We start from the raw sequence: 23,745 nt of genomic DNA on the forward strand, positions 1-23,745 counted from the left end.
GAAAAACGGGTCGTTCCCCGCCGCCTTTGACCCGCGTCATGGCGGGAGGATGACCCCACTGGCTCACGGTACGAACAATTCGAGATGCCCCGGCAGCGCTTCGCATACGCAGGGGAGCACGCCGCCCAGCTCCCCGTCCAGGTTGAGCTGTACCGTCTCGCCTGCCGGGGATGTCGCCTTGATGTAGTCGGTTTGAAAATACAGCAGGTTGGGGTCTTTCACGTGCTCCCCCCGCACGGCCTGCGTCGCCAGGCGGATAAAATCGCCCAGGCCGACTTTTTTGACGACGATCAGGTCCAGCTTGCCGTCGGAGAGGTCGGCGTTGGGAGCCAGCCGGTCGAAGCCGCCGACCGAATGGCTGTTGGTAATCAGGAAAATCATGATCTCTTCGTCGAGCAGCACCCTGTCCCGCGTCTCCAGTTTGACGCGGATGGGATGCAGCGACGGCAGCTTTTCCAGTCCCTTGACATAGTAAGCCAACTGGCCCAGCAGGGTTTTCAGCTTGCTGGGCACCTCGTAGGTCAGGTTGGTCAGTGACCCGCCGCCGGCGATGTTGATAAAATACCGGTCGTTGATGCGGCCGACGTCCACCCGCTTCCGCTTTCCCGCCGCGATGATCTTGCAGGAACGGGTGATCGATTTGGGAATGCCGAGGGCGCGTGCAAAATCGTTGCTCGTTCCGCAGGGGATGATGCCGAGAGCGGGCCGGGCGGGCTTCCCCGCCATGCCGTTCACCACCTCGTAGATGGTGCCGTCTCCGCCGGCGGCGATGATCACGTCAAAGCCGCGCTTGACCGCTCGTTCCGCTTCTTCGGTGGCGTCGTCTTCCCCTTTGGTCGCGTAGCACGACGTCTCGTAACCGGCGGACTCCAGCAGTTCCAGAATGTCCGGCAGCCGCCGGCGCACGATTTCCCGGCCGGAGCTGGGGTTGTAAATCAATCTGGCACGTTTCAACGCATGTCCCTTCTTCCTGTACTCGCTCATGGCTTCTCTCTATTCATCATATCCTGTATAGCCATTTTTGGGAATCGCTATGCTGTTCCCGACATGATAACATGATAAGATAGGAAACGATTACAATCGGAGGAGATAGGAGGAGCTTGTTGTGAACACAATCATCGTGGGGGTCGACGTAGGAGGAACCGCGATCAAAATGGCCCTGCTCGACACGGACGGCGCGATTCTCGCCAAGACCCAGGAGCCGACGCCCGTGGCGGACGGTGAAGACAGCGTCCTGCAAAAAGTGGCGGACATGGCGATGGACATGCTTCGCCGGCACGGCTTCGCCAAGGAACAGGTGGCCGGCATCGGCGTAGGGATTCCCGGCCCGATCGACACGGCCAACGGCGTCGTCCATCAGGCGGTCAACCTGCACTGGAAACGCCCTGTACGGCTTAGGGACAAACTGCAGGCGCTCACAGGTCTGCCGGTGGCTGTCGACAACGACGCCAACACCGCCGCGCTTGGCGAAATGTGGCGGGGAGCCGGCCAGGGCGCCAAAGATCTGGTCCTGATCACGCTGGGCACCGGTGTGGGCGGCGGCGTGATCCTGCACGGCAAGGTGGTCAACGGCATCAATGGCGTCGGCGGCGAAATCGGCCACATCACGATGGTACCCGAGGGGGGGCCGGTCTGCAACTGCGGCAAGACCGGCTGTCTGGAGACGTACGCCTCCGCCACCGCGATCATCCGCGAAGGACGGAAAGCCGCCCAGGAGGGGACAAGCCCGCTCTTGGCGGAAGCGCTCGCCCGCCACGGCGACGTCAAGGCCAAGGACGTGCTGGAAGCGGCCAAGGCGGGAGACGCCGCCGCCCTGGCGATCGCCGACCAGGCCGCCTTCTATCTGGGACTGGCCCTCTCCCATCTGGCGATTACGCTCAACCCGGCCAAGTTCGTCATCGGGGGCGGCGTCGCGGCGGCCGGCGAGTTTCTCTTTTCCCGGGTGCGTGAGTCGTTCCGCCGGTTTGTTCCGTTTTCCTACGTGGTGGAGTCGACCGAAATCCTGCCCGCCACGCTGGGCAACGATGCCGGCGTGATCGGCGCCGGCTGGCTGATTCGCGACCGCCTGGATGCATAGGCGAAATCCCGTGGCGGCACAACCCCCATCACCGAAACCGCCGCTGACCGTCGTAGACCGGAGGCTGCGCCGGGCCAAGTGGATCATCGCCGGCATCGGCTGCCCCGGCGTCACCACCTCACGACCGCTCCTTCCCGGCGGAACAGCCGGGCCGTCGCGGCGATGACGACGGACACGTAGAGAAGCGACGTCCCCAGTCCGACCAAGGTGTGCAGCGGATCGACCGCACCGTAAAACGCCTCCTTGCACAAGGCCACCCCGTTGAAAACCGGCAGAACGTAGTACAGCGCGGGGATGTCGACGGGGTGGATCGGCATCAGCATGTAGGACGGAATCATCGCCAGAATGACGACGCCGGTCATGTAGGTCTGCCCCTCTTTAAACGATTTGGCGACGGTGCTGAGCGTCAGCTCCAGCCCGGCGAACAAGGCGGCCAGCAGCACAATGGTCGCCGCCAGCACGGCGAGTGACGCCGGGGACAAAAAGCCGAAGGAAAGGACGGTGCCGTCCACCTTCAGGGGTCCCAGCCGAAACACGAACGAGAGGGACAGCAGCGAGGCGGTAGCGCTGATGCAGCTCATCACCATGACCGCCAGCAGCTTGGCCGTCAGGATCTGGTTGGCGGCGATCGGGGTGGTCAACAGCGACTCCAGCGTGCCCCGCTCTTTTTCGCCGGCAACCAGATCGGTGGCGGCGGCCACCCCGCCGGAAGCAAGCGACAGCACCACCATCAGGGGAATGATCCCCGCCAGCATGCCGCCGGTCTGCCGTTCGTCGGACGCCGCGTTTTCGTACGTCGTCTCGATCGGCTTGATCGCCTCGGCGGACAAGCCCGCCTGTCTGAGCCGCATGCTGACGATGTCGGAGCTGTACTGCTGCACCGCGCTGTCGATCACGCTTTTCGCGTACACCGACTTTTGGTTGGTGTTGTCGTAGGCGACATGCAGACGGGCGCTCCCCCCGCTCCGCAGAGCCTGGTCGAAATGGTCGGGGATGGTTACAATCGCCCGCAGTTCTCCCGCCTGCAGCGCCTCCGCCGGTCTGTCCGGCGACAGGATGCGGACGCCCGGCTGGGAGCGGAGATGATCCACCAGTTTCGACGTGCCCGTGACGGCGATCGGCACGTAGGCGCGCGCTTCCTTTTCCACGTTGCTGTACGACATGCTGAGCAAAAAGAAGACAAACGGAATCACGACAAGCGGAATGAGAAACGTGCCGATCAAGGTCTTGCGGTCGCGCAGCAGATCGAGCATCTCCTTGCCGAAAATCGTCCACACGACCTGTCTGTCCATCAACGTCCGCCCTCCTCGACCATCGCCATGAAGATGTCGTCCAGATCGTTCATGCCGCAGCGCTCCCGAAGCGCCGCCACCGTGCCCGCATAGCGGAGGCTTCCCTTGTGAATGATCGCGATGCGGCTGCACAGCTTTTCAATTTCCCCCATGTTGTGGCTGGAGAACAGGATGGTCTTCCCCTCTTCCCGCAGCATCGCCACCATGCGCCGAAACATGTTGGCCGCCGTCACGTCCAGTCCGGTCGTCGGTTCGTCCAGCAGAATCACGTCGGGATCGTGCACCAGCGTGCGGGCGATCGCCACCTTTTGCTTCATCCCCCGGGAAAACCCGCCTACCCGCCGATCGATAAACGCCTCCATGTGAAGCATCCGGCTCAACTGGTCGATGCGTTGGTCCAACCGCGCCCCCGTCAGACCGTACAGCCTGCCGAAATAAGCGATGTTTTCCCGCGCCGTCAGCCGGTTGTACAGGCCGACGTCTCCCCCGAACAGAATGCCGATACGCCGCCGCACCTCCACCGGCTGGGTGCGGACGGAGAATCCCCCGATTCGAATATCCCCCTCGGTTGGCTGCAGGATGGTCGCCATCATGCGCATCGTCGTCGTCTTGCCCGCGCCGTTTTCGCCGAGCAGCCCGTACACCTCGCCGGAGGAGACAGAAAACGTCACGTTCCGCACCGCCGCGATGTTGCCAAATCGTTTGCTGACCTGATTGACTTCGATCACTGACTGCTCCCCTTTCCGGTCCAATCGCGACATCATGCGAGTGAATTCGAATTTTTGGCTTACCATCCATTATATATGAAATCGCCCGACCGATGTCCCCTGAGAAAAAACGACAAACGGACAAAAAAAGAAAACCCTTGCCTGTTACGCAAGGGATAATCCGACATGTTTCCGTTTGAAGTCTTCCAGCGAAAAACCGGCAAACAGCGACAGAAACGCGTCCGTGTCGTTGATGTAGTGGCGGCTCTCCCGCACATCCGGGTGCTTTTCCAAAAAGAGCACGGCCACCAGCCGGTTTACCGGAACGCCCTCCGCGTCCTGATCGTAGATGCCCCGCTCGGCCAGCACCTTTTCAAAGTAGCGGACGTAGGTGACGGTGACCGTTTTCTGTTCACCGTTCACCTCACAGGTCGCGATGGAACGTTCAAATGTATCGGCAGGCGACCCGCCTTTGCTCGGCGGCACGCTTTCTCCCGTGACGGACACGATGTTCATTTCCATGCCATCCTCCTCCACACATTGTCCCTTTCATTATAGGGGAGCGGGCACATTCTTACAATTCAAACAAGGACTTCCTGCCCTGACGGCAAACTCTTGTATCATCACATCAGAGCCTTTCGCAAAAAAGGCATGGGCTGTCAGAAATTCCCCTCATCCGAAGTCTATGAATCAGGTCAACGTGCGAGCGAGGTGTTTGCAGTGGAACAGGATGTGTTTGTACGGGAAACGTTTGGGGACGAAGAAGCGGAACAGGACGACAGCGTCCTGGTGGAACGGGCGCGTACCGGCGACCGGGAGGCGTTTGGCGAGCTGGTTCGGCGCCATCGGGCCCAGGTGTTCGGCTACGCCCGGTCGTTTACGCAGGAGCCGTTTTTGGCGGAGGATATCGTCCAGGATGCGCTGATCCGCGCCTTTCTCCATCTGGGCACACTCGTCGACAGCCGCCGTTTTTTGCCCTGGCTGCACCGGATCGTCCGCAACCAGGCGTACACCCGGCTGCATGCGTCCAAGCGGGCCAAGGAACAGGTCTTCTCCGTCTGGAACCCGCCGGACGCGGACGGTGAAACCGACTGGGACGACCTGGACAGCATCCTCTACCGCCTGGGGCGGCGATGGAGCGATCCGGCCGGGGAGGCGGCCAATCCGGAAGAGGCGCTCGTCCGCCGTGAGCTGCTGGAGACGATTGCGGGCATGCTGCGCTGTTTGAATCCGCGGGAGCGGCGCATCGTCGAGTCCCATTTCTTTCATCATCTCTCCCCGCAGGAGATCGCCCGTCTGTTTCAGATGTCCCCGGCCAACGTGTACCAGATCCTGTCCCGTTCCCGCAAAAAGCTGGTTCAGGAAAAGATTCGCGTCGCCGTTGACCACTACGTACGCAACCGAAAGGATGAGGGACGGATGAAACGAGTGATGCTGAACAAACCGGAGGCGCTCTCCCTGCGCACCTGGTCGAGCTGCGCCATGGCCATCTGCGGCCTGCTGGAATTCACGGAGCGCCCATGCTCCCTGCCGATGGTGATGGGCTTGACCGGCCACGCCTTTCGCCTCAACGTCGTGCCCGAGAACGTGCACATCGCCGGGCCGACCATGTTCCGCTTTGAAGAGGTGCTGCAGCAAGGGCTGCGCAACATCGGTTTCCGCACGCGCGTGGTGAGCCGGATGACGGCGGTCATCCCCGGCCCCAACGCCAATCTGGTCAGCCCGGACCTGCTGACCCCCGAAGCCCGGCTGAAGCGGCAGCTCCCGGAACTGCTGCCGGAAGCGCTGGAGCTGATTCACCGGTCCATCGACAAGGGCTATCCCGCGCTCTCCTGGGATTTGTTCATCCCCGAGTTCGGCCTGATCTACGGGTACGACGACGACGCCCGAGAACTGCGGGCAGGGGACAACTGCGGCCACGACCAGAACATCCCGTACGACGCCCTCGGGCGGGGGCTGTTGGAAGAACTGTTTGTCCTGGTCCTCGACGAGCCGGTGGAAACCGATCGGCGCACCATGCTGCAGGGCGCTCTCGACACCGCGCTCGCCCACTATCGCGGCGAGGAACCGGGCGGTCCGCTCTGCGCCCACGGCTTGGCCGCCTACGACGCCTGGCGGGACGCCTTCCAAAGGGGAGGGGTCGAGCCGAACGGCAACGCCTACACGATCGCCGTCGCCCAGGACGCCCGCCGGCACGCCGCGCTGTTCTGGCAGGAAGTGGCCGACACGTGGACGGATGCCGTCTTTGACGCCGTTCGTCCCGCCTGCCGGGAAGCGTCCGCCCTCTACGGACAAATCGCCGAGGAGTACGCCGTGCTGGCCCGGTTGTTTCCGTTCCCGTCCGGCGGCGATCCGAACCATCCCGAGCAAAGGGAGCACGCCATCCGGCAGATCGACCGGCTCCGCTCCTTGGAACAGCAGGCCGTGTCGCTGCTGGAAACGATGCGCAGACACATCGCGCGCTGATTGCCGCAACAGGAGCCGCTCTCCGTCCGGGATCGGCTCTTCCCGCGTAAAGAAAGGGACACGCTCCCCGTTTGGGAAAGCGTGTCCCTGTTTTGTCCGTCTGTATCTTACGCGTTTTGCAGCACTTCCAGCAAGAGCTTGTTGACCATCGGCGGGTTGGCTTTGCCGCGGGTCTGCTTCATCACCTGGCCGACGAAGAAGGCGACGGCCTTCTCGTTGCCGGCCTTGTAGTCGGCAACCGCCTGCGGGTTGGCGTTGACCACGTCCTGGACGATCTGGCGCAGGGCGCCTTCGTCGCTGATCTGCACCAGCCCTTTTTCCTCGACGATCTGTTTCGGCTCCTTGCCGGTCTCCACCATTTCCTTGAAGACGGTTTTGGCGATCTTGGAGGAAATCGTGCCGTTTTCGATCAGCTTGATCATCTCGCCCAGTCCGTGCGGCGTGATTTTCACGTCAGCCAGCGTCAGGTTGTTGGCGTTCAGATAGCCCAGCAGCTCCACCATCAGCCAGTTGGCGGCCGCTTTCGGGTCAGCGCCCGTCTTGACGGTTTCGTCAAAGAAGTCGGCCGTTTCCTTGGACATCGTGATGACGGCGGCGTCGCTTTGCGGCAGGCCGTATTCGTTCACGTAGCGGGCCTGGCGGGCGTCGGGCAGCTCCGGAATGGTAGCCCGCACCGCTTCGATCCACTCTTCGGAAATCTGCATCCGCACCAGGTCGGGGTCCGGGAAGTAGCGGTAGTCGTGAGCCTCTTCCTTGGAGCGCATGGAGACGGTCTTCCGGTTGGCTTCGTCCCAGCGGCGAGTTTCCTGTACGATCGTGCCGCCGGAGAGAACGACCTGCTTCTGCCGCTCCACCTCGTACTCCAGCGCCGCCTGCACGTTGCGGAACGAGTTCATGTTTTTCAGCTCCGTCTTGGTGCCGAATTCCTTTTGGCCCACCGGACGGATGGAGACGTTGGCGTCACAGCGCAGCGAGCCCTGCTCCATGCGCACGTCCGACACCCCGGTGTACTGCAGGATCGCCTTCAGCTTTTCCAGATACGCCTTCGCCTCTTCGGGCGAGCGGATGTCCGGTTCGGAGACGATCTCCACCAGCGGCACGCCGACGCGGTTGAAGTCGACCAGCGTGTCACCGAAGTCGCTGTGCGTCAGCTTGCCCGCGTCCTCTTCCAGGTGCAGGCGGGTGATGCCGATCCGCTTTTTCTCCCCGTTGACTTCGATCTCGATCCAGCCGTTCTTGCCGATCGGCTGGTCAAACTGGGAGATCTGATACGCCTTGGGCAGGTCCGGGTAGAAGTAGTTTTTCCGGTCAAACTTGGTTTCGCGGGAAATTTCGCAGTTGAGCGCGAGCGCCGCCTTCATCGCGAACTCCACGGCCTGCTTGTTGGTGACGGGCAGGACGCCGGGATGGCCCAGGCAGATCGGACAGGTATGGGTATTCGGCGGCGCGCCGAACTCGGTCGGGCAGCCGCAGAAGATTTTGCTGTTGGTGGAAAGCTCGGCGTGTACCTCCAGGCCGATGACGGTTTCAAACTGGCTCATGACTCTTACCCCCTCACCCGTTCCGGCTTGCGCAGGTGATGGCCGGCCGCCTGTTCGTAAGCGTGGGCCACGCGCAGCACGGTGGATTCGTCAAACGCCTTGCCGACGATCTGCATGCCGATTGGCAGGCCGTTTTGGGCAAATCCGCACGGCACGCTGATGGCCGGCAGCCCCGCCAGGTTGACCGGCACGGTGCAGATGTCTTCCAGGTACATTTTGACCGGATCGTCGATGTTTTCCCCGATCTTGAAGGCCGTGGTCGGCGTGGTCGGGTGCAAAATCACGTCAAAATCGGCAAACACGTTGGTGAAGTCCTGGATAATCAGGGTGCGAACCTGCTGCGCTTTTTTGTAGTAGGCGTCGTAGTAGCCCGACGAAAGCGCGTAGGTCCCCAGCATGATGCGCCGCTTCACTTCCGGTCCGAAGCCCTGGCTGCGCGACTCCTTGTAGAGCTCAATCAGGTTGGCGGCGTTTTCGGCGCGCACGCCGTAACGCACCCCGTCGAAGCGGGCCAGGTTGGACGACGCCTCCGAGGACGCGAGCAGGTAGTAGGCCGGCACGGCGTATTCGGTGTGCGGCATGGAGACTTCGCTCCAGGTAGCGCCCATGCTCTCCAACTGCTTCAGCGCAGCCAGCACTGCTTCGCGCACCTCGGGGTCGATCCCCTCGCCGATCAGCTCCTTGGGCACGCCGATGCGCAGCCCTTTCACCTCGCCGGTCAGCGCGGAGAGGTAGTCAGGCACCTCGACGCTGGCCGACGTGGAGTCGTACTCGTCGTGGCCGGCAATCGCCTGCAGCACGTAGGCGGCGTCTTCCACGTTTTTCGTAATCGGTCCGATCTGGTCCAGCGACGACGCAAACGCCACCAGCCCGAAGCGGGAGACGCGGCCATACGTCGGTTTCAGTCCGACGACACCGCAGAAAGCGGCCGGTTGGCGGATGGAGCCGCCGGTGTCAGAGCCGAGCGTGAAAAAGAAGTGGCGGGATGCCATGGCAGCAGCCGAACCGCCGCTGGAACCGCCCGGCACATACTCGGTATTCCACGGGTTTTTCACCGGGTAAAAGCCGGAGTTTTCGTTGGAGCCGCCCATGGCGAACTCGTCCATGTTCAGCTTGGCGACAATCACCGCGTCCGCTTCCTTCAGCTTTTTCGTAACGGTGGCGTCGTAAATCGGGTCGTAGTTGGACAGGAACTTGCTGGCGCAGGTGGTGCGTACGCCTTTGGTGACGATGTTGTCCTTCAAACCGGCAGGCAGGCCGTAGAGCAGGCCCAGCTCCTCTCCTCCCGTGGCCAGGCGCTCGTCCAATGCTTTGGCCTGAGCCAGGGCCCCTTCTTCGTCCACGTACAGAACGGAACGGATGTCTTCGTCGTGCTCCTTGACGCTGGCGATGGACGCCTGCACCAGGTCGGTGACGGACAGCTCTTTTTTGCGCAGAGCGCTATGTATTTCCGACAATCGCTTGTCAAACAGCGACATGATGGTGTCCTCCCTTCTCCTGTATGTCTGCGGTTATTCAAATACAGCCGGTACCTTGAACTGGCCGTCTTCGTGGTCGGGCGCGTTTTTCAGCGCATCTTCGCGCGAGAGGGACGGACGGTTCACATCCTCACGCATGACATTCTTCACGTCGGTCGCGTGGCTGGTCGGCTCAACGCTGGACGTGTCCAACTCGTTCAGCTTGGCGGCAAACTCCAAAATGGCGTTCAGGTCTTTCGTGTATCGCTCCGCTTCCTCCTCGGTCAGCTTCAAGCGGGCGAGGTTGGCTACATGCTCCACTTCCTTGCGGGTAATGGCGCTCATCCATTCCACCTCCGAAACTATCACATAACTTTGATCTTACTTGAAAAGAACGGCATCAGTCAATTTTCGCGTCATCAGCGGTGACAAAAACACAAATATTTCGGCATTCTCCGCAAAAAATGGAACATACATCCATTTATTTCCGCTATTTTATTATGTTTTGCTTATGTACAATGATTTCGTCATCAAGAGTATCATTTTGAGAGGGAGAGGCTTATGAAACGACTACTTTTTCTTGCGATCAGTTTCCTCCTGCTGCTGACAGCGTGCACCCCGAATGCTCCTCTGTATACGGAGGCGGTCAAAAAGGGATTGGACACCAAGTCATTCGAGTCCAAAAGCACACTGACGCTTGACACCAACCTGCCCGTAGAAGACGAATCGATCAAGGCGCTGCTTGCTGCGTTGAAAAGCGGCGTCAACATCCACGTGCAGCAAAAAAGTCCGGAAAGCGGCCATGCGACGTTCTCCCTGCAGGATCCGAGCCCGCTGTTGAACGCCGGCCTGTGGCCGGGCAAAAATGCCCCCGCTTTCGACATCTACGCGGAAGGCAGCAAGGCGTACTTCAAATCCACCTCCGACAACAAGTTTCTCGGCGTGACCAACGAGATACCCGCAGAGACAGCCTTGGAGTCGGGCGAGGCTCTCAAAAAGGTGTTCGAAGCTTTTCTTGCGCAAACGGAATTTTCTTTGAAAGACGTAAAGACAGTAGGCAAGGAAACGGTTGAACTTGCTGACGGAAGCAGCCACGAAACGACTCACGTCCGCATCTCGGTTGACTTCCAGGAAGCGGTTGACTTCCTCGCGTTTGCCCTCGAATACGCGAGCAAGCAGCCCGAATTCTTTGAGGCGCTGGAATCCGTTCCGCCGGTCCCGATGCCGGGTAATGAGGCGAATGACGGCAGCGTGAAAGACGGCCTGGCCGAGATGGCAAAAGAGCTGAAGTCACTGGATGTCAAACAGTTGAAAGCGGAAGGATGGGACGTAACCATCGTGTGTGACGCCTGGATCAACGCTGAGAAGGAGTTCGTTCAGGATCAGGTTGGCCTGACCGTGAACGTGCCAGGCAGCGTGCTCGCCGAAAGCGGCCTCTCCGACAATTCCGGCGCCCCTTCCGTCTTCTTCAAGCTGAATGTGAAAGACCAGATGTGGAACATCAACAAAGAGGTAACGTATCCACTCCCTCCAGCGGACCAGATCATCATGCTGGAAGAGTTGGAAAAGCACCCTGACCTGGTGGAAGAATTCGGGGAGAACAGTCTGATTGGCCAGTTCGTGGCCATGACGCTCGCACCGCAGGAACCGCCGTTTGTTGACGTGCCAGACACCCACTGGGCGTTCCAGGAGATTTCGCTTCTGAAAGAAATGGGCATCGTGAACGGTTACGGGCAAAACGAGTTCAAGCCCAACAACCCCATTACCCGTTCCGAATTCGTCACGATGGCCGTAAAGGCGCTGGGGCTGGAGCCTTCCGCCAAGAGCCTGACCGCCAAAGACAAGAATCAGGTTCCCGCCTGGGCCAAGGAATCCTGGCAGACTGCGGTCGAAACGGGATTGATCAAAGGGTACAACGACGGCACCATCCGTCCGAATCAAAAGATTTCCCGCGCTGAAATGGTTACCATTCTGGTACGCGGTCTGCAGATGCCGATGGAAAACGGATACAAACTGACCTACGCCGACACCCGGGAAATCCCGAACTGGGCGATTCCGTACGTCAAAACGGCTACCGCCAACGGATTGGTCAAAGGAAGCCCCGACAACCGGTTTGCCCCCCATAAAAACGCGAGCCGCGCAGAAGTGGCGACCGTGCTGTTCAATTCCATGTTCGGCGCCCTGCCAATCGAATAATCGCAAGCTACATGCCAAAAAGGCGGCCTTGCATCCTGCAAGGCCGCCTTTTTTCATGAACGTTCGCCAATCCGCCAATCACGGTTCCTTCCTTGAGCGCACGGGGAATCTCTGTACAGGGCCTACCGTTCCGAAGTCACTCTTCATGGGGGTTGGTCGCCAAGCGCTGTCCCATCAGAAGCGAGGCCCCTGGCCGCACCTCGGGCGCCCACTGCAGCTCTTTCGATTCGAACAGCAAAATGACTGTGGATCCAAACTCAAACCAGCCCAGCTCGTCTCCTTTGGCCAGGCAGGGCTCTCCCAGGATCGGTCCGCTCGTCTGCCGCCCGTGTTTGACGTTGGTCGTGGCGGTGTTGTACACCACTTTCACGCTGCCGACAAACAGGGCGCCCACCTTGACCAGCGCGACGCAGCCCATCTGTTCCGTCTCCATGTAGGTGACGAGGCGCTCGTTGCGGGCGAACAGCCTGTCCACGTGTTCAATGCCCAGTTGGTTGACCGGATACAGGCGACCCGGCACGTACGTGTAGCGGACCAGTCTGCCTTCCACGGGCATGTGGATGCGGTGATAGTCGCGCGGGCTCAGGTAAATCGTGATGAACTTGCCGCCGTAGAAGCGTTCCGCCATTTCCGGAGCATCGCCCAACAGTTCGGCAAGGCCGTACAGCTTGCCTTTGGCCTGAATCAGCGTCCCCTCCCGGATGTCCCCCATTTGCGATACCGTTCCGTCGACGGGGCTGACGACGACATCCGCTCCCGGAGCAATCGGCCGGGCGCCCGGTTTCAGGCGGCGCGTAAAAAATTCCTTCAGCGTGCGGTATTCATTAACCGGCTTTTCCACGATGGACGGGTCTATCTTGTAATGGCGGATGTAATGGCGAATCGCCAGCCGGCTGAAGCGGGACGCGGTGATTTTTCCCATCGTCCGCGACATCGCATTCTGCGGCAGGCGGTGTATCAAGCCGGGAAGCAGCTTCTTGCGCATACGACAACTCCTCAATATTCCGTTCAAAGGTCATAACCCTACTGTACCATTTCTTGACGCGGGCCGTAAACCCCGGACTCCGACCATGGCCTCATCATTTTGAGGGGGCTGATTGCTATACTATAATGGCGGTACAAGCTTACCTACAGGAGAGAGACCGGGGAATGGGACAACGAGACATTGAGGTGCTGATCAATCAATACGGCAGCGTTCTGACCCGTTTTTTTGAACATATGTCCGACATGGTGTTCCTCATGGCAGTCGAAGAGGGACCGCGCTTTCGCTACGTGCTGATGAACCCGGCCGCCATGCAGGCGGCCCGCCTGACGGAAGCGGCGTACGGCAAGCTGATCGAAGAGGCCAATCCGGAAGAAAAGGCGGCCGTCCTCAACAGCATGTACCGGCAGGCGGTGGCGATCGGAAAGCCGACCCATTTCACCACCTACGGCGAGTTCGTCGGTGAAACCATCCTCACCCCGATCTGCAACAGCGAAGGCGCATGCACCCACGTGTTTGCCGTGACGCGGGACATCACCGAACGCAAAAAGCTGGAATCGCAGCTCGAGCACATGGCGTACCACGATATGCTCACCGGCCTTCCCAACCGACGCTTGCTGCTGGATCGGATGCAGCAGGCGATCGCCAAGGCAAAGCGTTCGGATCAGCTCCTGGCCGTCCTGTTTCTCGACTGTGACAATTTCAAGGAGATCAACGACACCTGGGGCCACGACGTCGGCGACCAGTTTTTGCAGGTGCTGGCCAAACGCCTGGCATCGTGCGTACGGGATGTGGACACGGTCGCCCGTCTCGGCGGCGACGAATTCGTGATCCTGCTGACATCCCTGGAATCGGACACGGAGGCGGCCAAAGTGGCAGCCCGCATCCTGGACGTGCTCCAGCAGCCGTGGTTGATAGCCAAGCAGCGGTTTTCCATCACCACCAGCATCGGCATCGCCTTCTTTCCCCACGACGGCACCGACGCCGATCAACTGCTGCGCCACGCGGACCAGGCTCTGTACAAGGCCAAGAGCGGCGGGCGAAACGGCTACCGCTTTTACTCCCCGACCAGGGAGTAAACGCGAAGAAGGGACAACGTCGAACCCGCCAGGCTGACCAGGTACAGCACCACCACAATCTGCTTCACGGACAAGCCCCGGGACATCAGCCGGTGGTGAACGCAGCGCCGCCTCTTCATCGCCCCCTGCAGCGGCGAGAACCGCCAACAATTTTGGCACCCCTGCAAAATAAATGGTCACCAGCGCCACTCACCCGCCCGTTTTTCGGCTTGCTTTTCCCTTGTGCGGGCAAAAAGAGCGGCCGGCGCAGCAAAAAGGCTGCCCCGCATGGGGGCAGCCTTCGTCGTTTCGCGGTTTACAGTTTTTCGGAAACCAGTTTGGCCTGCGTAAACAGCAGCAGGTAGTCCGGACCGCCCGCTTTGGAGTCCGTGCCGGACATGTTGAAGCCGCCGAACGGATGCACGCCGACCAGGGCGCCCGTGCACTTGCGGTTGAAGTACAGGTTGCCCACGTGGAATTCGGTGCGCGCTTTTTCCAGGTGAGCGCGATTGCGGCTGATCACGGAACCGGTCAGGCCGTACTCGGTGTTGTTGGCGATTTCCAGCGCGTGGTCAAAGTCGCGCGCCTTGGTGAAGGCCACCACAGGACCGAAGATTTCTTCCTGCATGATGCGCGCCTGCGGATCAACGTCGGCAAATACGGTCGGCATGATGAAGTAGCCGCTGTCCGGTCCTTTTTCGCCGCCGACCATCAGCTTGCCTTCCTGTTTCCCGATTTCGATGTACTCGAGAATCTTGTTGTACGCTTTTTCGTCAACGACCGGGCCGGTGTAGAATTCCGGATTGCGGACGTCGCCGACGGTGAGCTGTTTCGTCAGCTCCACGACGCGGTTCAGCACCTGGTCGTACACGTCCTGGTGAACGATCGCCCGGGAGCATGCGGAACATTTTTGGCCGGAGAAGCCGAACGCGGAGGTCACGATGGCCTGGGCCGCCAGCTCCAGATCGCAGTCGTTGTCCACGATGATGGAGTCTTTGCCGCCCATCTCGGCAATGAGGCGCTTCATCCATTTTTGGCCCGGACGGTGTTTGGCTGCCAGCTCATTGATGCGCAGGCCCACGTCGCGGGAACCGGTAAAGCTGATGAAGCGGGTCAGCGGATGCTCTACGAGGAAGTCGCCGATTTCGCTGCCGGAACCGGGCACGAAGTTGACGACACCGGCCGGAACGCCCGCGTCTTCCAGGATTTCCATGAACTTCGCGGCGATGACCGGCGTGGTGGATGCCGGCTTCAGCACAACCGTGTTGCCCGCTACGATCGCAGCCGTGGTCATGCCCACCATGATCGCCAGCGGGAAGTTCCACGGCGGGATTACGATGCCGACGCCCAGCGGGATGTAGTACAGCTCGTTGTCTTCGTCCGGAATGCGGGTCAGCGGTTGGCGCTGAGCCAGTTTGTCCATTTGGCGGCCGTAGTATTCCATGAAGTCGATCGCTTCCGCCGTGTCGGCGTCGGCTTCCGCCCAGCTCTTGCCCGCTTCCTTGACCAGCCACGCGGAAAATTCGTGCTTGCGGCGGCGCAGAATGGCAGCCGCTTTGTAGAGGTAGCGGGAACGCGCTTCCGCTGGAACGGCTTTCCAGCTCTCAAAGGTTTGGGCGGCAACCTGAATCGCTTTTTCCGCCAGCGCCTGATCGGCCTGGGAAACGATCCCGATCACTTGTTCTTTATTGGAAGGGTTGATGGAGCGGGATTTCTTTTCCGTCTTGATGCGCTCGCCGCCGATGATCAGATCGTACTCGCGGCCCAGCTCGCTTTCCACTTTGGCAAGCGCTGCTTCAAACGCCTGCTTGTTCTCCGGCAAGCTAAAATTGGTAAACGGTTCGTTTTTGAATTCCACTTGCATCTGTGACGCCTCCTTATCGTGTTCTCCAAACTGTCACCCCAAATTATATGCAAGGATCATACCAATCTTGTACGACCTGCTCCACCGCTATAGTGTTTGCATTTTTGCCGAAAATCAACACGGCATATGCTTCAACATGATTGAACAAAAGTGTTCAATGTTTGCACATAAATACACACATGTGTGTCCGATCCATCCGATTTTCTTTTACCGCGGCCACCCCGCTGCTTACCGGAGAAGAAGCATGGCGGACATCGGCCAAACGAAAACCGTACGCAAACGGTACGGTTTTCCCACGGCAGATGATCGTTATTTTCGGTAAATGTGCATGTACGGCTCGCCGCTGGTCGGCCGGATGTAGATGGCCAACGGCTGGTTGATCGTCTGCACGTACAGATTGACGTGTACGCCTTTGTCAATCAACTGATCGATTCCCGCAGCGGCAAACTGTGTGAACTGCAGCACTTCCGTTCGCGAGTCGAACTCGGCGGTGGCGGTGATCGTCAGTTCCGTCAGTTTCCCCCCCATGAAACGGCCCAGTCCGGTCATGCCGATGTACTCCGAAAACGAGGCCTGGGTCTGCCGCATCAGCTTGTCGTACTGCAGCGCCTGCTGCGGATACGCTTTCTCCGCGTCGTCGCTCGGGAACAGGTAAAACTCCTCGTCGATCTTCTGCCATTTGGACACGGCCGATTCGTTGGCGTTGACCGTGCCGGACATGATAAACCGGCCCGGTACCAGCGACGAGTTTTTGTCCGGCACCTGGTAGAGCGCGATCACGATCGGGACGTGCGGCGTGTCTACGCGGACCGCCTGCACGATGCGGGCGGCCAACTGCTGCCCTTTGGCGCGCAGTTCATCCGTGGTGTAGGTCTTCTCCTGACCCGTCGCGTCCAGGTAGACCGGCGACAGGGAGATGCCGAGCACCATGCCGGACAACTGCTGTTTTTGCCTCTCCAGATAGTCGTGCTCCAGCACGTGGACGAGCATTCCCGTCTTCTTCTGTCCGTTCGGAGCCTTGGTCATGTTCTGAGCGATCCATTCCCGGACCTGGTCCGGTTTAATCTGCTGCCCTTCCTGAAACAGATACTCGTCCGTGGGAAACGTATCCCGGGCAATCTCCAGCATCCCCAGCTCCAGATGGCTGAAATCGATCCGGTAGCGGGTTTCCGCCAGCATGCCGCGCGTCTGGTTTGGCTTGTAGGGCTGAATGCTCCCGTAGTAATCCTCCGACACCTCCACCACCGGAGAGAGGGTGGGATTGGCCGGCAGGGTGTTTTCCTGGTTGCCCCCGGGCCAGAGCGAGCAGCCCGCGGTGACAACCGACAGGACTGCCGTCAGCGCCAACGTATAGAACTTGGATTGTTTTTCCATTCTCATAACCAGTACTCCCTTTATCTGCAAAAGGGCGAAACGCCCTTGTTTCTAGCCTGGATGATCAGTTCCACTTCGTCCACTTGTCGTCGGCGAGCGCGTACACAAAGGCGGATTCACCGATGCCCACCCACCTGTACGGGCCCGCTCCGGGCGCGACCACGATCAGCTTTTCCGGGGCCTTGGCCGCAAGCGGCCGCCATTCCCCGTCCGCTTTTTCCATGATGCCCCGCTCGGTGGCTACCGCCAATACTCCCGTCTGCCGGTCGACGGCCAGACAGTAGACCTGCTGCGCGTCCGGCACCGTTTCCGTGTGCCACTGCCCGTTCTCGTGATAGAGCAGGTTGTACTGTGCGGCCACGTACAGGCGGTCTTCCAGCGGATTGTAATCCATCGCGTACACTTCCTGGTCCAGCGGCAGCCACAGCTTCCACCGGCCTCCCGCGTCAGCCGACTGGTAAATGCCCTCGCCGGTGACAAAGGCGAACAACCGGATCTGGTCGCCCTCACGGATGCCGACAAAGCTGCCGATGTTGGCCGGCTTGGGGAGCCCTTCCCCCGTCCGGGTCCACGTTTTCCCCCCGTCTTGGGAGTGCATGACCCCGTCGCTTCCGGCCGTGAAGATCTGCCGGGGGTCCTGCGGATCGACAAACCAGCCCGCCACGTCTTCCTGCTCCAACTGCGGGAAGACAAGCCCCCACAAGCCTTCGCCGGTCGAGCTGTACAGACCGGAGTGGGTGCCCACCCAGACATGCCGGGCATCCGCTGTCATCGTCAGGTTGTGCACCACTTCCCCTTTTTGCAGAACGTCCTGGTAGGTCAAGTCACCCGGTATGGCGGCCGCTGTCACCGCAGGCGTCACCGGCTTGCTCCGCCCGCTCTCGCTGCAGCCTGCCAGAAGCGCCAGCACCGTTATGACCATTCCCGCACGCAGCAAGCGTTTCATGCTTACCACACCCTTTCCCATTCTCATCCGCAGGTGATCGCCGTACGGCTACTTGTTCCCTTCCAGCAGCTGCAAAAAGCCGGCCTCGTCCATGACGGCCACACCCAATTTTTCCGCTTTTTCCAGTTTGGAGCCCGCCTTTTCGCCGGCGATGACCAAGTCGGTCTTTTTGCTGACACTGCCCGTCACTTTGCCGCCCAGGCGCGCGATCGCTTCCTCCGCTTCCTGGCGGGTCATGCTGGACAGCGTGCCGGTGAGGACGATCGTCTTGCCGGCCAGCGGCAGGTCCGCTCCGCTCTCCGCCCGCACGCCCTTGTAGGTCATGTTGACGCCTGCCGCCTTCAGCCGTTCGATCACCGCTTCCGCCTGCGGCTGCCGGAAGTAGTTGACGAGGCTGGCGGCCATTTTCGGTCCGATCTCGTTGATCTGCGTCAGCTCTTCCTCGCTGGCGCGCATGATGGCGTCCATGTCGCCGAAGTGTTCGGCCAGGACGCGTGCCGCCTTGGCTCCGACGAGGCGGATGCCGAGGCCGAACAGGAGCCGCTCCAGCGAGTTTTCCTTGCTGGCTTCGATCGCCGCCAGCAGGTTGTCGACCGACTTTTCGCCCATCCGCTCCATGCCGAGCAGCACGTCCCGCTGCTGGTGCAGATAGTAAAGGTCGGCGACGCTGTGAATGATGCCGGCGTTAAACAACTGCGCCACCACTTTTTCTCCGAGCCCCTCGATGTTCATCGCCTGCCGGGAAACAAAGTGGATGATGCCCTCGCGAATCTGCGCCGGACACATGGGATTGATGCAGCGCAGGGCCACTTCCTCGTCCAGGCGGACCAGTTCGCTGCCGCATTCCGGACAGTGCGTCGGCATGGAAAACGGCACTTCCCCGCCGGTTCGCCGCTCGGGCAGGACGGCCACGATCTCGGGGATGATGTCCCCCGCCTTCTTGACCACCACGTGGTCGCCGATCAACAGCCCCTTTTCCCGGATGATGTCCTCGTTGTGCAGGGAAGCGCGCTTGACCGTCGTTCCCGCCAGGCTGACCGGCTTCAGCAGGGCGGTCGGGGTGACCGCCCCCGTGCGGCCGACGGACACCTCGATGCCTTCCAGAATCGTGACCGCCTCTTCCGCCGGGAATTTGTAGGCGATCGCCCAGCGCGGGCTTTTGGCGGTAAAGCCCAGTTCCTGCTGCTGGGCGTAGCTGTCCACCTTGATCACCATGCCGTCGATGTCGTACGGCAGGTTCCGCCGCTTTTCCGTCCAGCCGTGGACGAAGTCGATCACGTCCTCGATGTTGTCAAACACCCGCCGCTCCGGGTTTACCTTGAAGCCCAGCGACTCCAGCAGGTTGAGCCCTTCGCTGTGCGATTCCACGCTCTCGCCCTGCAGCTCGCCGATGCCGTAGATAAACGTGTCCAGTTGGCGGGACGCGGCGATTTTCGGATCGAGCTGGCGCAGCGAGCCGGCCGCCGAGTTGCGTGGATTGGCAAACAGCGCTTCGCCCCGCTCTTCCCGCTCCCGGTTCAGCTTTTCAAACGCGCTGCGCGGCATGTACGCCTCGCCCCGCACCTCCAGCGTCAGCGGCCGGGTCAAGCGCAGCGGGATGGACCGGATCGTCCGGAGATTCTGCGTGATGTCCTCCCCGATGGTGCCGTCGCCGCGGGTCGCCCCCTTGACGAATACGCCGTTTTCGTAGTGCAGGGAGACGGCCAGCCCGTCGATTTTCAGCTCACAGACGTAGTGGACGGTCTGGCTGCCCACCGTCTGCCGCACGCGCCGGTCAAAATCGCGCAGGTCCTCGTCGTCAAACGCGTTGCTCAGGCTGAGCATGGGCGTCTTGTGCACCACTTTTTCAAAAAAGGGCAGCGGCTCGCCCCCGATCCGCTGTGTCGGCGAATCAGGCGTCACCATGTCCGGGAACAGGTCTTCCAGATCGCGCAGTTCCCGCATCAGCATGTCGTATTCCTGGTCCGTGATTTCCGGTCGGTCTTCTACATGATACAGACGGTTGTGCCGCTCGATTTGTTCCCGCAGTTCGCGAATTCGTGCTTCTGCCGTCAATCGGTCCATCTCATTCATCCTTTGCTATACCGTTTCATGTTTCATCCTGTGTTACGCCCGTTCAATCGGGGCAAACTTGGCCAGCAGTTTCTTGATGCCGATCGGGCTGGGGAACGCGATGTCCAGCTCCATGTCGTCCCCGCTTCCCTTCACCTTGACCACCGTGCCGATGCCCCATTTTCCGTGCTTCACCTTTTCGCCCACTTTCCAGTCGATTCCTGCCGCCGCGCCGTGACCCGGCAGCTTGGCAGCGGGCTGCGCAGGCCGGGCAAACGGCGAGGCGCCCGTCCCCGCTCCCGTCCGCGGGCCTGTCCCGGAACGCAGCCCCGCTCCTGTTTGCGGTGCCGCGCCAAACGAACGACCGGCCGCTTCCCGCTGGCCGAACACGCCGGTCCGGGCAAAGCGTCCCTCGATCACCGGGCTGCCGTCCAGCAGTTCTGCGGGAATTTCCTGCAAAAAGCGGGAAGGCGGATTGTTCGTGGTCCGGCCAAACAGGGTGCGCATCCGGGCGCAGGTCAGGTAGAGGCGCTCTTCCGCCCGGGTGATGCCGACGTAGGCGAGGCGGCGCTCCTCCTCCATTTCCCCCTCGTCAAACAGCGCCCGGCTGTGCGGAAACACCCCTTCCTCCATGCCGACCAGAAAGACCACGGGGAACTCCAGCCCCTTGGCGCTGTGCAGGGTCATCAGGACGACCTGGCCTTCCGCGGACACGTCTTCTTCCGCTGCCCCGTCCTCCGTCAGCGTGTCGATGTCGGCGATCAGCGCCAGGTCGGTGAGGAAGGCGAGCAGGCTCTTGTCCTCGTTTTTCCGCTCAAACTCCTGGGTAACGGACAAAAGCTCCTCGATGTTTTCCAGGCGGGCGGTCGCTTCCAGCGTCTTCTCCTCTTTCAGCGCCTCCCGGTAGCCGGTCCGCTTCAGCACCTCTTCCACCAGCTCCGTCACCGTCAGGTAATCGGTCATCTGCATCAGGTTGGTGATCAGCTCGTTAAAAGCGAGGATGGCGTTGGTCGTGCGCGCCGGCAGCCCCATGTAGCCCACTTCCTGAATCGCGCCGTAGAGCGACAGGCCGTGCGCGTTGGCGTAGGTCTGCAGTTTTTCCACGGTCGTCTCCCCGATGTTGCGCTTCGGCACGTTGATGATCCGCGCCAGGCTGATGTCATCGTCGGGGTTGGAGATGACCCGCAGATAGGCGAGAATGTCCTTGATCTCCTTGCGGTCGTAGAACTTCGTGCCGCCCACGATCGTGTACGGGATGTTCGATTTGATGAACACTTCCTCGACCACGCGGGACTGGGCGTTGGTCCGGTAGAGCACAGCGAACTTGTCGTAGCGCTTGTAGGCGGGCATCAGCCTGTTGATTGTGTCGACGATGAAGTACGCCTCGTCGTGCTCGGAATCGCCCTGATAGCAGCCGATCTTCTCCCCGGCCGGATTTTCCGTCCAGAGCTTTTTCTCCTTGCGCATGACATTGTGGGCGATTACCTGGTTGGCCGCCTGCAAAATCGTCTTGGTGGAGCGGTAGTTTTGCTCCAGTTTGATCATTTTCGCTTCCGGATAGTCCTTTTCAAAGTTCAAAATGATGGAAATGTCCGCGCCGCGCCACTTGTAAATGCTCTGGTCGGCGTCCCCGACGCAGCAGACGTTGCGGTAGCGGTCAGCCAGCATGGAAATCAGCATGTACTGGGCCCGGTTGGTGTCCTGGTACTCGTCCACATGGATGTAGCGGAACTTTTTCTGGTAGTATTCCAGCACTTCCGGCACTTCCTTGAACAACCGGACCGTGGTCATGATCAGGTCGTCGAAGTCCAGCGACTGGTTGCTCTTCAGCTTTTTCTGATAGGCTTCGTAAACCCTGGCCACGATCTGGCTGTACGGATCGGCCGCCCGCTTGGCGTATGCCGCCGGGTCCGTCAGCTCGTTTTTCGCCCCGCTGATCGCGGCCAGGATGCCGCGCGGCTCGTACTGCTTCGGGTCGAGATTCAGCTCCTTGAGACATTGCTTGACGACGGACAGCTGGTCGCCCGCGTCGAGAATGGAGAAGCTGCGGCTGATCCCCAGGCGGTCGATGTCCCGCCGCAAAATCCGCACGCACAGCGAGTGGAACGTGGAGATCCAGATGTCCTCCGCTCCCGCGCCGACGATGGACGCCACGCGGCTCTGCATCTCCCGCGCCGCCTTGTTGGTAAAGGTAATGGCGAGGATGCTCCACGGCGCCACCTGTTTTTCGCTGATCAGGTAGGCGATGCGCTGGGTCAGCACCTTGGTCTTGCCGCTGCCCGCACCTGCCAGGATTAAAACCGGCCCCTCCGTGGTCAGGACCGCTTCCCGCTGCTGCGGATTCAGTCCGGCTAAAATTCGGTCAACTGTTGCCATATGTATACGTCCACCTTTCTTGCCTGTCAAAGCGCTCCCGAACGAAAGCATATGTTCCTATTTTCGCACAGATCGAAGGCAAGTTCCAGTTGAATCCGAGACCTCTAACCGGCAATCCCTGCCAACGGGAAAGACCGCTGTACCCGCACAGGAGCGGCAGCGGTCCGTTTCTCCGCGCGCCCGGAATCACCGGCAGCCCATCCGCGAACGTTTCCCCGCATCGCTGTCAGCGGGATTGATGGGACGACAGCAGCGGTTCGTACATCATCATTGCGCGATTTTCCGCGATGAATTCGTCATCCAGCCATTCCCCGTCCAGCGTGTACACCCGGCGGTGCAGGACATTGGTTCGCTCGTAGCCGCCCCAGATGGCCGGGGTAATGGCATGTTCCTTCTCGTACACTTCGTACCGCCGCGTGGGAGGGTATTCGGCTCTCCACTCACCGACGAGGTGGGTGTCGGTGAGAAACACGCGCACCTGGAAAGACTGCCGGGTCCGGTTGGCGATTTGCAGATCGAGGTAGTTGTAAAAACAGGTGGCTCCGCTGCCGAACGGCTGGGTCCGGTCGGCGTCGGGAAACACGTCGTAGCCGTGCCGGTGCCGCTCCGTGACCGTCAGCGGCGTATGCAGGGTCATCCAGTACAGCAGGTTGGACAGCTGGCAGAGCCCTCCCCCCACACCGGCCAGCACGCGGCCGTGTGACAACAGCATGCCCTCCACGTACCCTTTCCGGCGCGTCGGCTTGCCGATCAACCGCCAATAGGAAAAGGTCTCCCCGGGACGAACGATCACCCCGTCCAGCCGTTCGGCAGCCAAGCGCAGATTGATGATTTTGTTGTGCTGCATCCACATGTCCACATTCTTGAGCCGACGCAGGAGCGGCGTCTGATGACGGATGTGCAGATGGGGCAGGAATTCGCTTTGCTTTTTACGCGAATACCGCTTTCCCCCCAGCAGCCACTCTGCGTACCGTTTCAGGCGGTAGAAACACACTCCCGCCGCCAGCCGCAGCCGGCTTCGCGCGACAGGTCTCATTTGCTTCCTCCCTTTCCGGCGTCAATTCGGATCATTTACGCAATTTTAAGTATTCGTGTGTGAACAGGATTTGTTATAAATGCTCCATGTACAAAATCGCCATCAAGTGTTGCAAAATAGTCACAGTTGTTAACCTGGGACATCGCAAAGTGCAAGGCGTCAAACGACTCTAACTGATATTGCGATGCGTACTGTAATGACAAATCATGAACGGCAGCGGTTGAATCCAAGATACAAACCGGTATTCCCAAGCTCTCCAAACCAGACCGGAACAAATGATACTGATTGACTGCTTCAGCATAGTAGTAATCAAGCAGTGGC

General features: G+C 60.4%; 19 protein-coding genes. 4 read left to right on the top strand and 15 right to left on the bottom strand.

Features of this window, described 5'->3' with window-relative positions:
- Positions 1-63 precede the first annotated feature (63 nt).
- Complete coding sequence (locus tag M516_RS0120475; protein ID WP_029100775.1) at positions 64-954, bottom strand: diacylglycerol kinase; 891 nt, start codon at positions 952-954, stop codon at positions 64-66.
- Between the two features lie 151 nt (positions 955-1,105).
- Between M516_RS0120475 and M516_RS0120480 the strand changes: the two genes are divergently transcribed.
- Positions 1,106-2,077, top strand: a complete 972-nt coding sequence (locus M516_RS0120480; RefSeq protein WP_029100776.1) for an ROK family glucokinase — start codon at positions 1,106-1,108, stop codon at positions 2,075-2,077.
- A gap of 110 nt (positions 2,078-2,187) precedes the next feature.
- Here M516_RS0120480 and M516_RS0120485 read toward each other — a convergent pair whose 3' ends face one another.
- The 3 genes from M516_RS0120485 to M516_RS0120495 form a co-directional block, all read right to left on the bottom strand.
- On the bottom strand, positions 2,188-3,369 hold the full coding sequence (locus tag M516_RS0120485) for an ABC transporter permease (protein ID WP_029100777.1): 1,182 nt from the start codon (positions 3,367-3,369) through the stop codon (positions 2,188-2,190).
- A complete protein-coding gene (locus tag M516_RS0120490; RefSeq protein WP_029100778.1) occupies positions 3,369-4,097 on the bottom strand; it encodes an ABC transporter ATP-binding protein in 729 nt (242 codons plus the stop codon). The genes M516_RS0120485 and M516_RS0120490 overlap by 1 nt, the downstream gene beginning before the upstream one ends.
- Before the next feature lie 144 nt (positions 4,098-4,241).
- Complete coding sequence (locus tag M516_RS0120495; RefSeq protein WP_238551017.1) at positions 4,242-4,598, bottom strand: hypothetical protein; 357 nt, start codon at positions 4,596-4,598, stop codon at positions 4,242-4,244.
- Positions 4,599-4,796: 198 nt separating this feature from the next.
- Between M516_RS0120495 and M516_RS0120500 the strand changes: the two genes are divergently transcribed.
- Positions 4,797-6,542: an RNA polymerase sigma factor gene (locus tag M516_RS0120500; protein ID WP_420796331.1), complete on the top strand. Its 1,746-nt coding sequence runs from the start codon at positions 4,797-4,799 to the stop codon at positions 6,540-6,542.
- Positions 6,543-6,649: 107 nt separating this feature from the next.
- Here M516_RS0120500 and gatB read toward each other — a convergent pair whose 3' ends face one another.
- The 3 genes from gatB to gatC are packed head-to-tail and all read right to left on the bottom strand — an operon-like array spanning position 6,650 to position 9,885.
- Entirely contained in the window at positions 6,650-8,083 is a 1,434-nt protein-coding gene (gene gatB, locus M516_RS0120505; RefSeq protein ID WP_029100781.1) for an Asp-tRNA(Asn)/Glu-tRNA(Gln) amidotransferase subunit GatB, read from the bottom strand.
- A 5-nt stretch (positions 8,084-8,088) separates the two neighbouring features.
- Positions 8,089-9,561 (bottom strand): Asp-tRNA(Asn)/Glu-tRNA(Gln) amidotransferase subunit GatA, encoded by a 1,473-nt coding sequence (gene gatA / locus M516_RS0120510; protein ID WP_029100782.1) that lies wholly within the window; start codon positions 9,559-9,561, stop codon positions 8,089-8,091.
- 33 nt (positions 9,562-9,594) lie between these two features.
- Positions 9,595-9,885, bottom strand: a complete 291-nt coding sequence (gene gatC, locus M516_RS0120515; RefSeq protein ID WP_029100783.1) for an Asp-tRNA(Asn)/Glu-tRNA(Gln) amidotransferase subunit GatC — start codon at positions 9,883-9,885, stop codon at positions 9,595-9,597.
- Between the two features lie 216 nt (positions 9,886-10,101).
- Between gatC and M516_RS24500 the strand changes: the two genes are divergently transcribed.
- Positions 10,102-11,736: an S-layer homology domain-containing protein gene (locus M516_RS24500; RefSeq protein WP_051188320.1), complete on the top strand. Its 1,635-nt coding sequence runs from the start codon at positions 10,102-10,104 to the stop codon at positions 11,734-11,736.
- Between the two features lie 136 nt (positions 11,737-11,872).
- On the opposite strand, the gene asd is transcribed toward M516_RS24500, so the two are convergent.
- A complete protein-coding gene (asd, locus tag M516_RS0120525) occupies positions 11,873-12,721 on the bottom strand; it encodes an archaetidylserine decarboxylase (protein ID WP_029100784.1) in 849 nt (282 codons plus the stop codon).
- Between the two features lie 164 nt (positions 12,722-12,885).
- On the opposite strand from asd, the gene M516_RS0120530 reads away from it, so the two are divergent.
- Complete coding sequence (locus M516_RS0120530; RefSeq protein ID WP_029100785.1) at positions 12,886-13,797, top strand: diguanylate cyclase domain-containing protein; 912 nt, start codon at positions 12,886-12,888, stop codon at positions 13,795-13,797.
- Here the strand turns inward: M516_RS0120530 and M516_RS25305 are convergent.
- From M516_RS25305 to M516_RS0120565, 7 genes are all read right to left on the bottom strand, one after another.
- Positions 13,776-13,916 carry a hypothetical protein gene (locus M516_RS25305; RefSeq protein ID WP_193747005.1) on the bottom strand — a complete coding sequence of 47 codons (141 nt, stop codon included), beginning with the start codon at positions 13,914-13,916 and terminating at the stop codon, positions 13,776-13,778. The genes M516_RS0120530 and M516_RS25305 overlap by 22 nt on opposite strands.
- A 176-nt stretch (positions 13,917-14,092) precedes the next feature.
- Complete coding sequence (pruA, locus tag M516_RS0120540; RefSeq protein WP_029100786.1) at positions 14,093-15,640, bottom strand: L-glutamate gamma-semialdehyde dehydrogenase; 1,548 nt, start codon at positions 15,638-15,640, stop codon at positions 14,093-14,095.
- A 309-nt stretch (positions 15,641-15,949) separates the two neighbouring features.
- Positions 15,950-17,020, bottom strand: coding sequence for a CamS family sex pheromone protein (locus M516_RS0120545; RefSeq protein ID WP_035290407.1), 1,071 nt, complete (start codon positions 17,018-17,020; stop codon positions 15,950-15,952).
- 58 nt (positions 17,021-17,078) lie between these two features.
- Positions 17,079-17,960: a WD40/YVTN/BNR-like repeat-containing protein gene (locus tag M516_RS0120550; protein ID WP_029100788.1), complete on the bottom strand. Its 882-nt coding sequence runs from the start codon at positions 17,958-17,960 to the stop codon at positions 17,079-17,081.
- 48 nt (positions 17,961-18,008) lie between these two features.
- A complete protein-coding gene (gene ligA / locus M516_RS0120555; RefSeq protein WP_029100789.1) occupies positions 18,009-20,024 on the bottom strand; it encodes an NAD-dependent DNA ligase LigA in 2,016 nt (671 codons plus the stop codon).
- Positions 20,025-20,066: 42 nt separating this feature from the next.
- Positions 20,067-22,388 (bottom strand): DNA helicase PcrA, encoded by a 2,322-nt coding sequence (gene pcrA, locus M516_RS0120560; RefSeq protein WP_029100790.1) that lies wholly within the window; start codon positions 22,386-22,388, stop codon positions 20,067-20,069.
- Between the two features lie 226 nt (positions 22,389-22,614).
- On the bottom strand, positions 22,615-23,424 hold the full coding sequence (locus M516_RS0120565) for a VanW family protein (protein WP_029100791.1): 810 nt from the start codon (positions 23,422-23,424) through the stop codon (positions 22,615-22,617).
- Positions 23,425-23,745 lie beyond the last annotated feature (321 nt).

The sequence above is a fragment of the Brevibacillus thermoruber 423 genome (genome assembly GCF_000454065.1).
GTDB classification, from domain to species: domain Bacteria; phylum Bacillota; class Bacilli; order Brevibacillales; family Brevibacillaceae; genus Brevibacillus; species Brevibacillus thermoruber.

Bases quoted from the DNA above. Each gene is read 5' to 3' on its own strand.
- M516_RS0120495 (WP_238551017.1), bottom strand. From the start codon at position 4,598: ATGGAAATGAACATCGTGTCCGTCACGGGAGAAAGCGTGCCGCCGAGC.
- M516_RS0120545 (WP_035290407.1), bottom strand. From the start codon at position 17,020: ATGAGAATGGAAAAACAATCCAAGTTCTATACGTTGGCGCTGACGGCA.
- M516_RS24500 (WP_051188320.1), top strand. From the start codon at position 10,102: ATGAAACGACTACTTTTTCTTGCGATCAGTTTCCTCCTGCTGCTGACA.
- M516_RS0120530 (WP_029100785.1), top strand. From the start codon at position 12,886: ATGGGACAACGAGACATTGAGGTGCTGATCAATCAATACGGCAGCGTT.
- M516_RS0120485 (WP_029100777.1), bottom strand. From the start codon at position 3,369: ATGGACAGACAGGTCGTGTGGACGATTTTCGGCAAGGAGATGCTCGAT.
- M516_RS0120550 (WP_029100788.1), bottom strand. From the start codon at position 17,960: ATGAAACGCTTGCTGCGTGCGGGAATGGTCATAACGGTGCTGGCGCTT.
- gatA (WP_029100782.1), bottom strand. From the start codon at position 9,561: ATGTCGCTGTTTGACAAGCGATTGTCGGAAATACATAGCGCTCTGCGC.
- M516_RS0120565 (WP_029100791.1), bottom strand. From the start codon at position 23,424: ATGAGACCTGTCGCGCGAAGCCGGCTGCGGCTGGCGGCGGGAGTGTGT.
- M516_RS25305 (WP_193747005.1), bottom strand. From the start codon at position 13,916: ATGAAGAGGCGGCGCTGCGTTCACCACCGGCTGATGTCCCGGGGCTTG.
- gatC (WP_029100783.1), bottom strand. From the start codon at position 9,885: ATGAGCGCCATTACCCGCAAGGAAGTGGAGCATGTAGCCAACCTCGCC.
- pruA (WP_029100786.1), bottom strand. From the start codon at position 15,640: ATGCAAGTGGAATTCAAAAACGAACCGTTTACCAATTTTAGCTTGCCG.
- gatB (WP_029100781.1), bottom strand. From the start codon at position 8,083: ATGAGCCAGTTTGAAACCGTCATCGGCCTGGAGGTACACGCCGAGCTT.
- ligA (WP_029100789.1), bottom strand. From the start codon at position 20,024: ATGGACCGATTGACGGCAGAAGCACGAATTCGCGAACTGCGGGAACAA.
- asd (WP_029100784.1), bottom strand. From the start codon at position 12,721: ATGCGCAAGAAGCTGCTTCCCGGCTTGATACACCGCCTGCCGCAGAAT.
- pcrA (WP_029100790.1), bottom strand. From the start codon at position 22,388: ATGGCAACAGTTGACCGAATTTTAGCCGGACTGAATCCGCAGCAGCGG.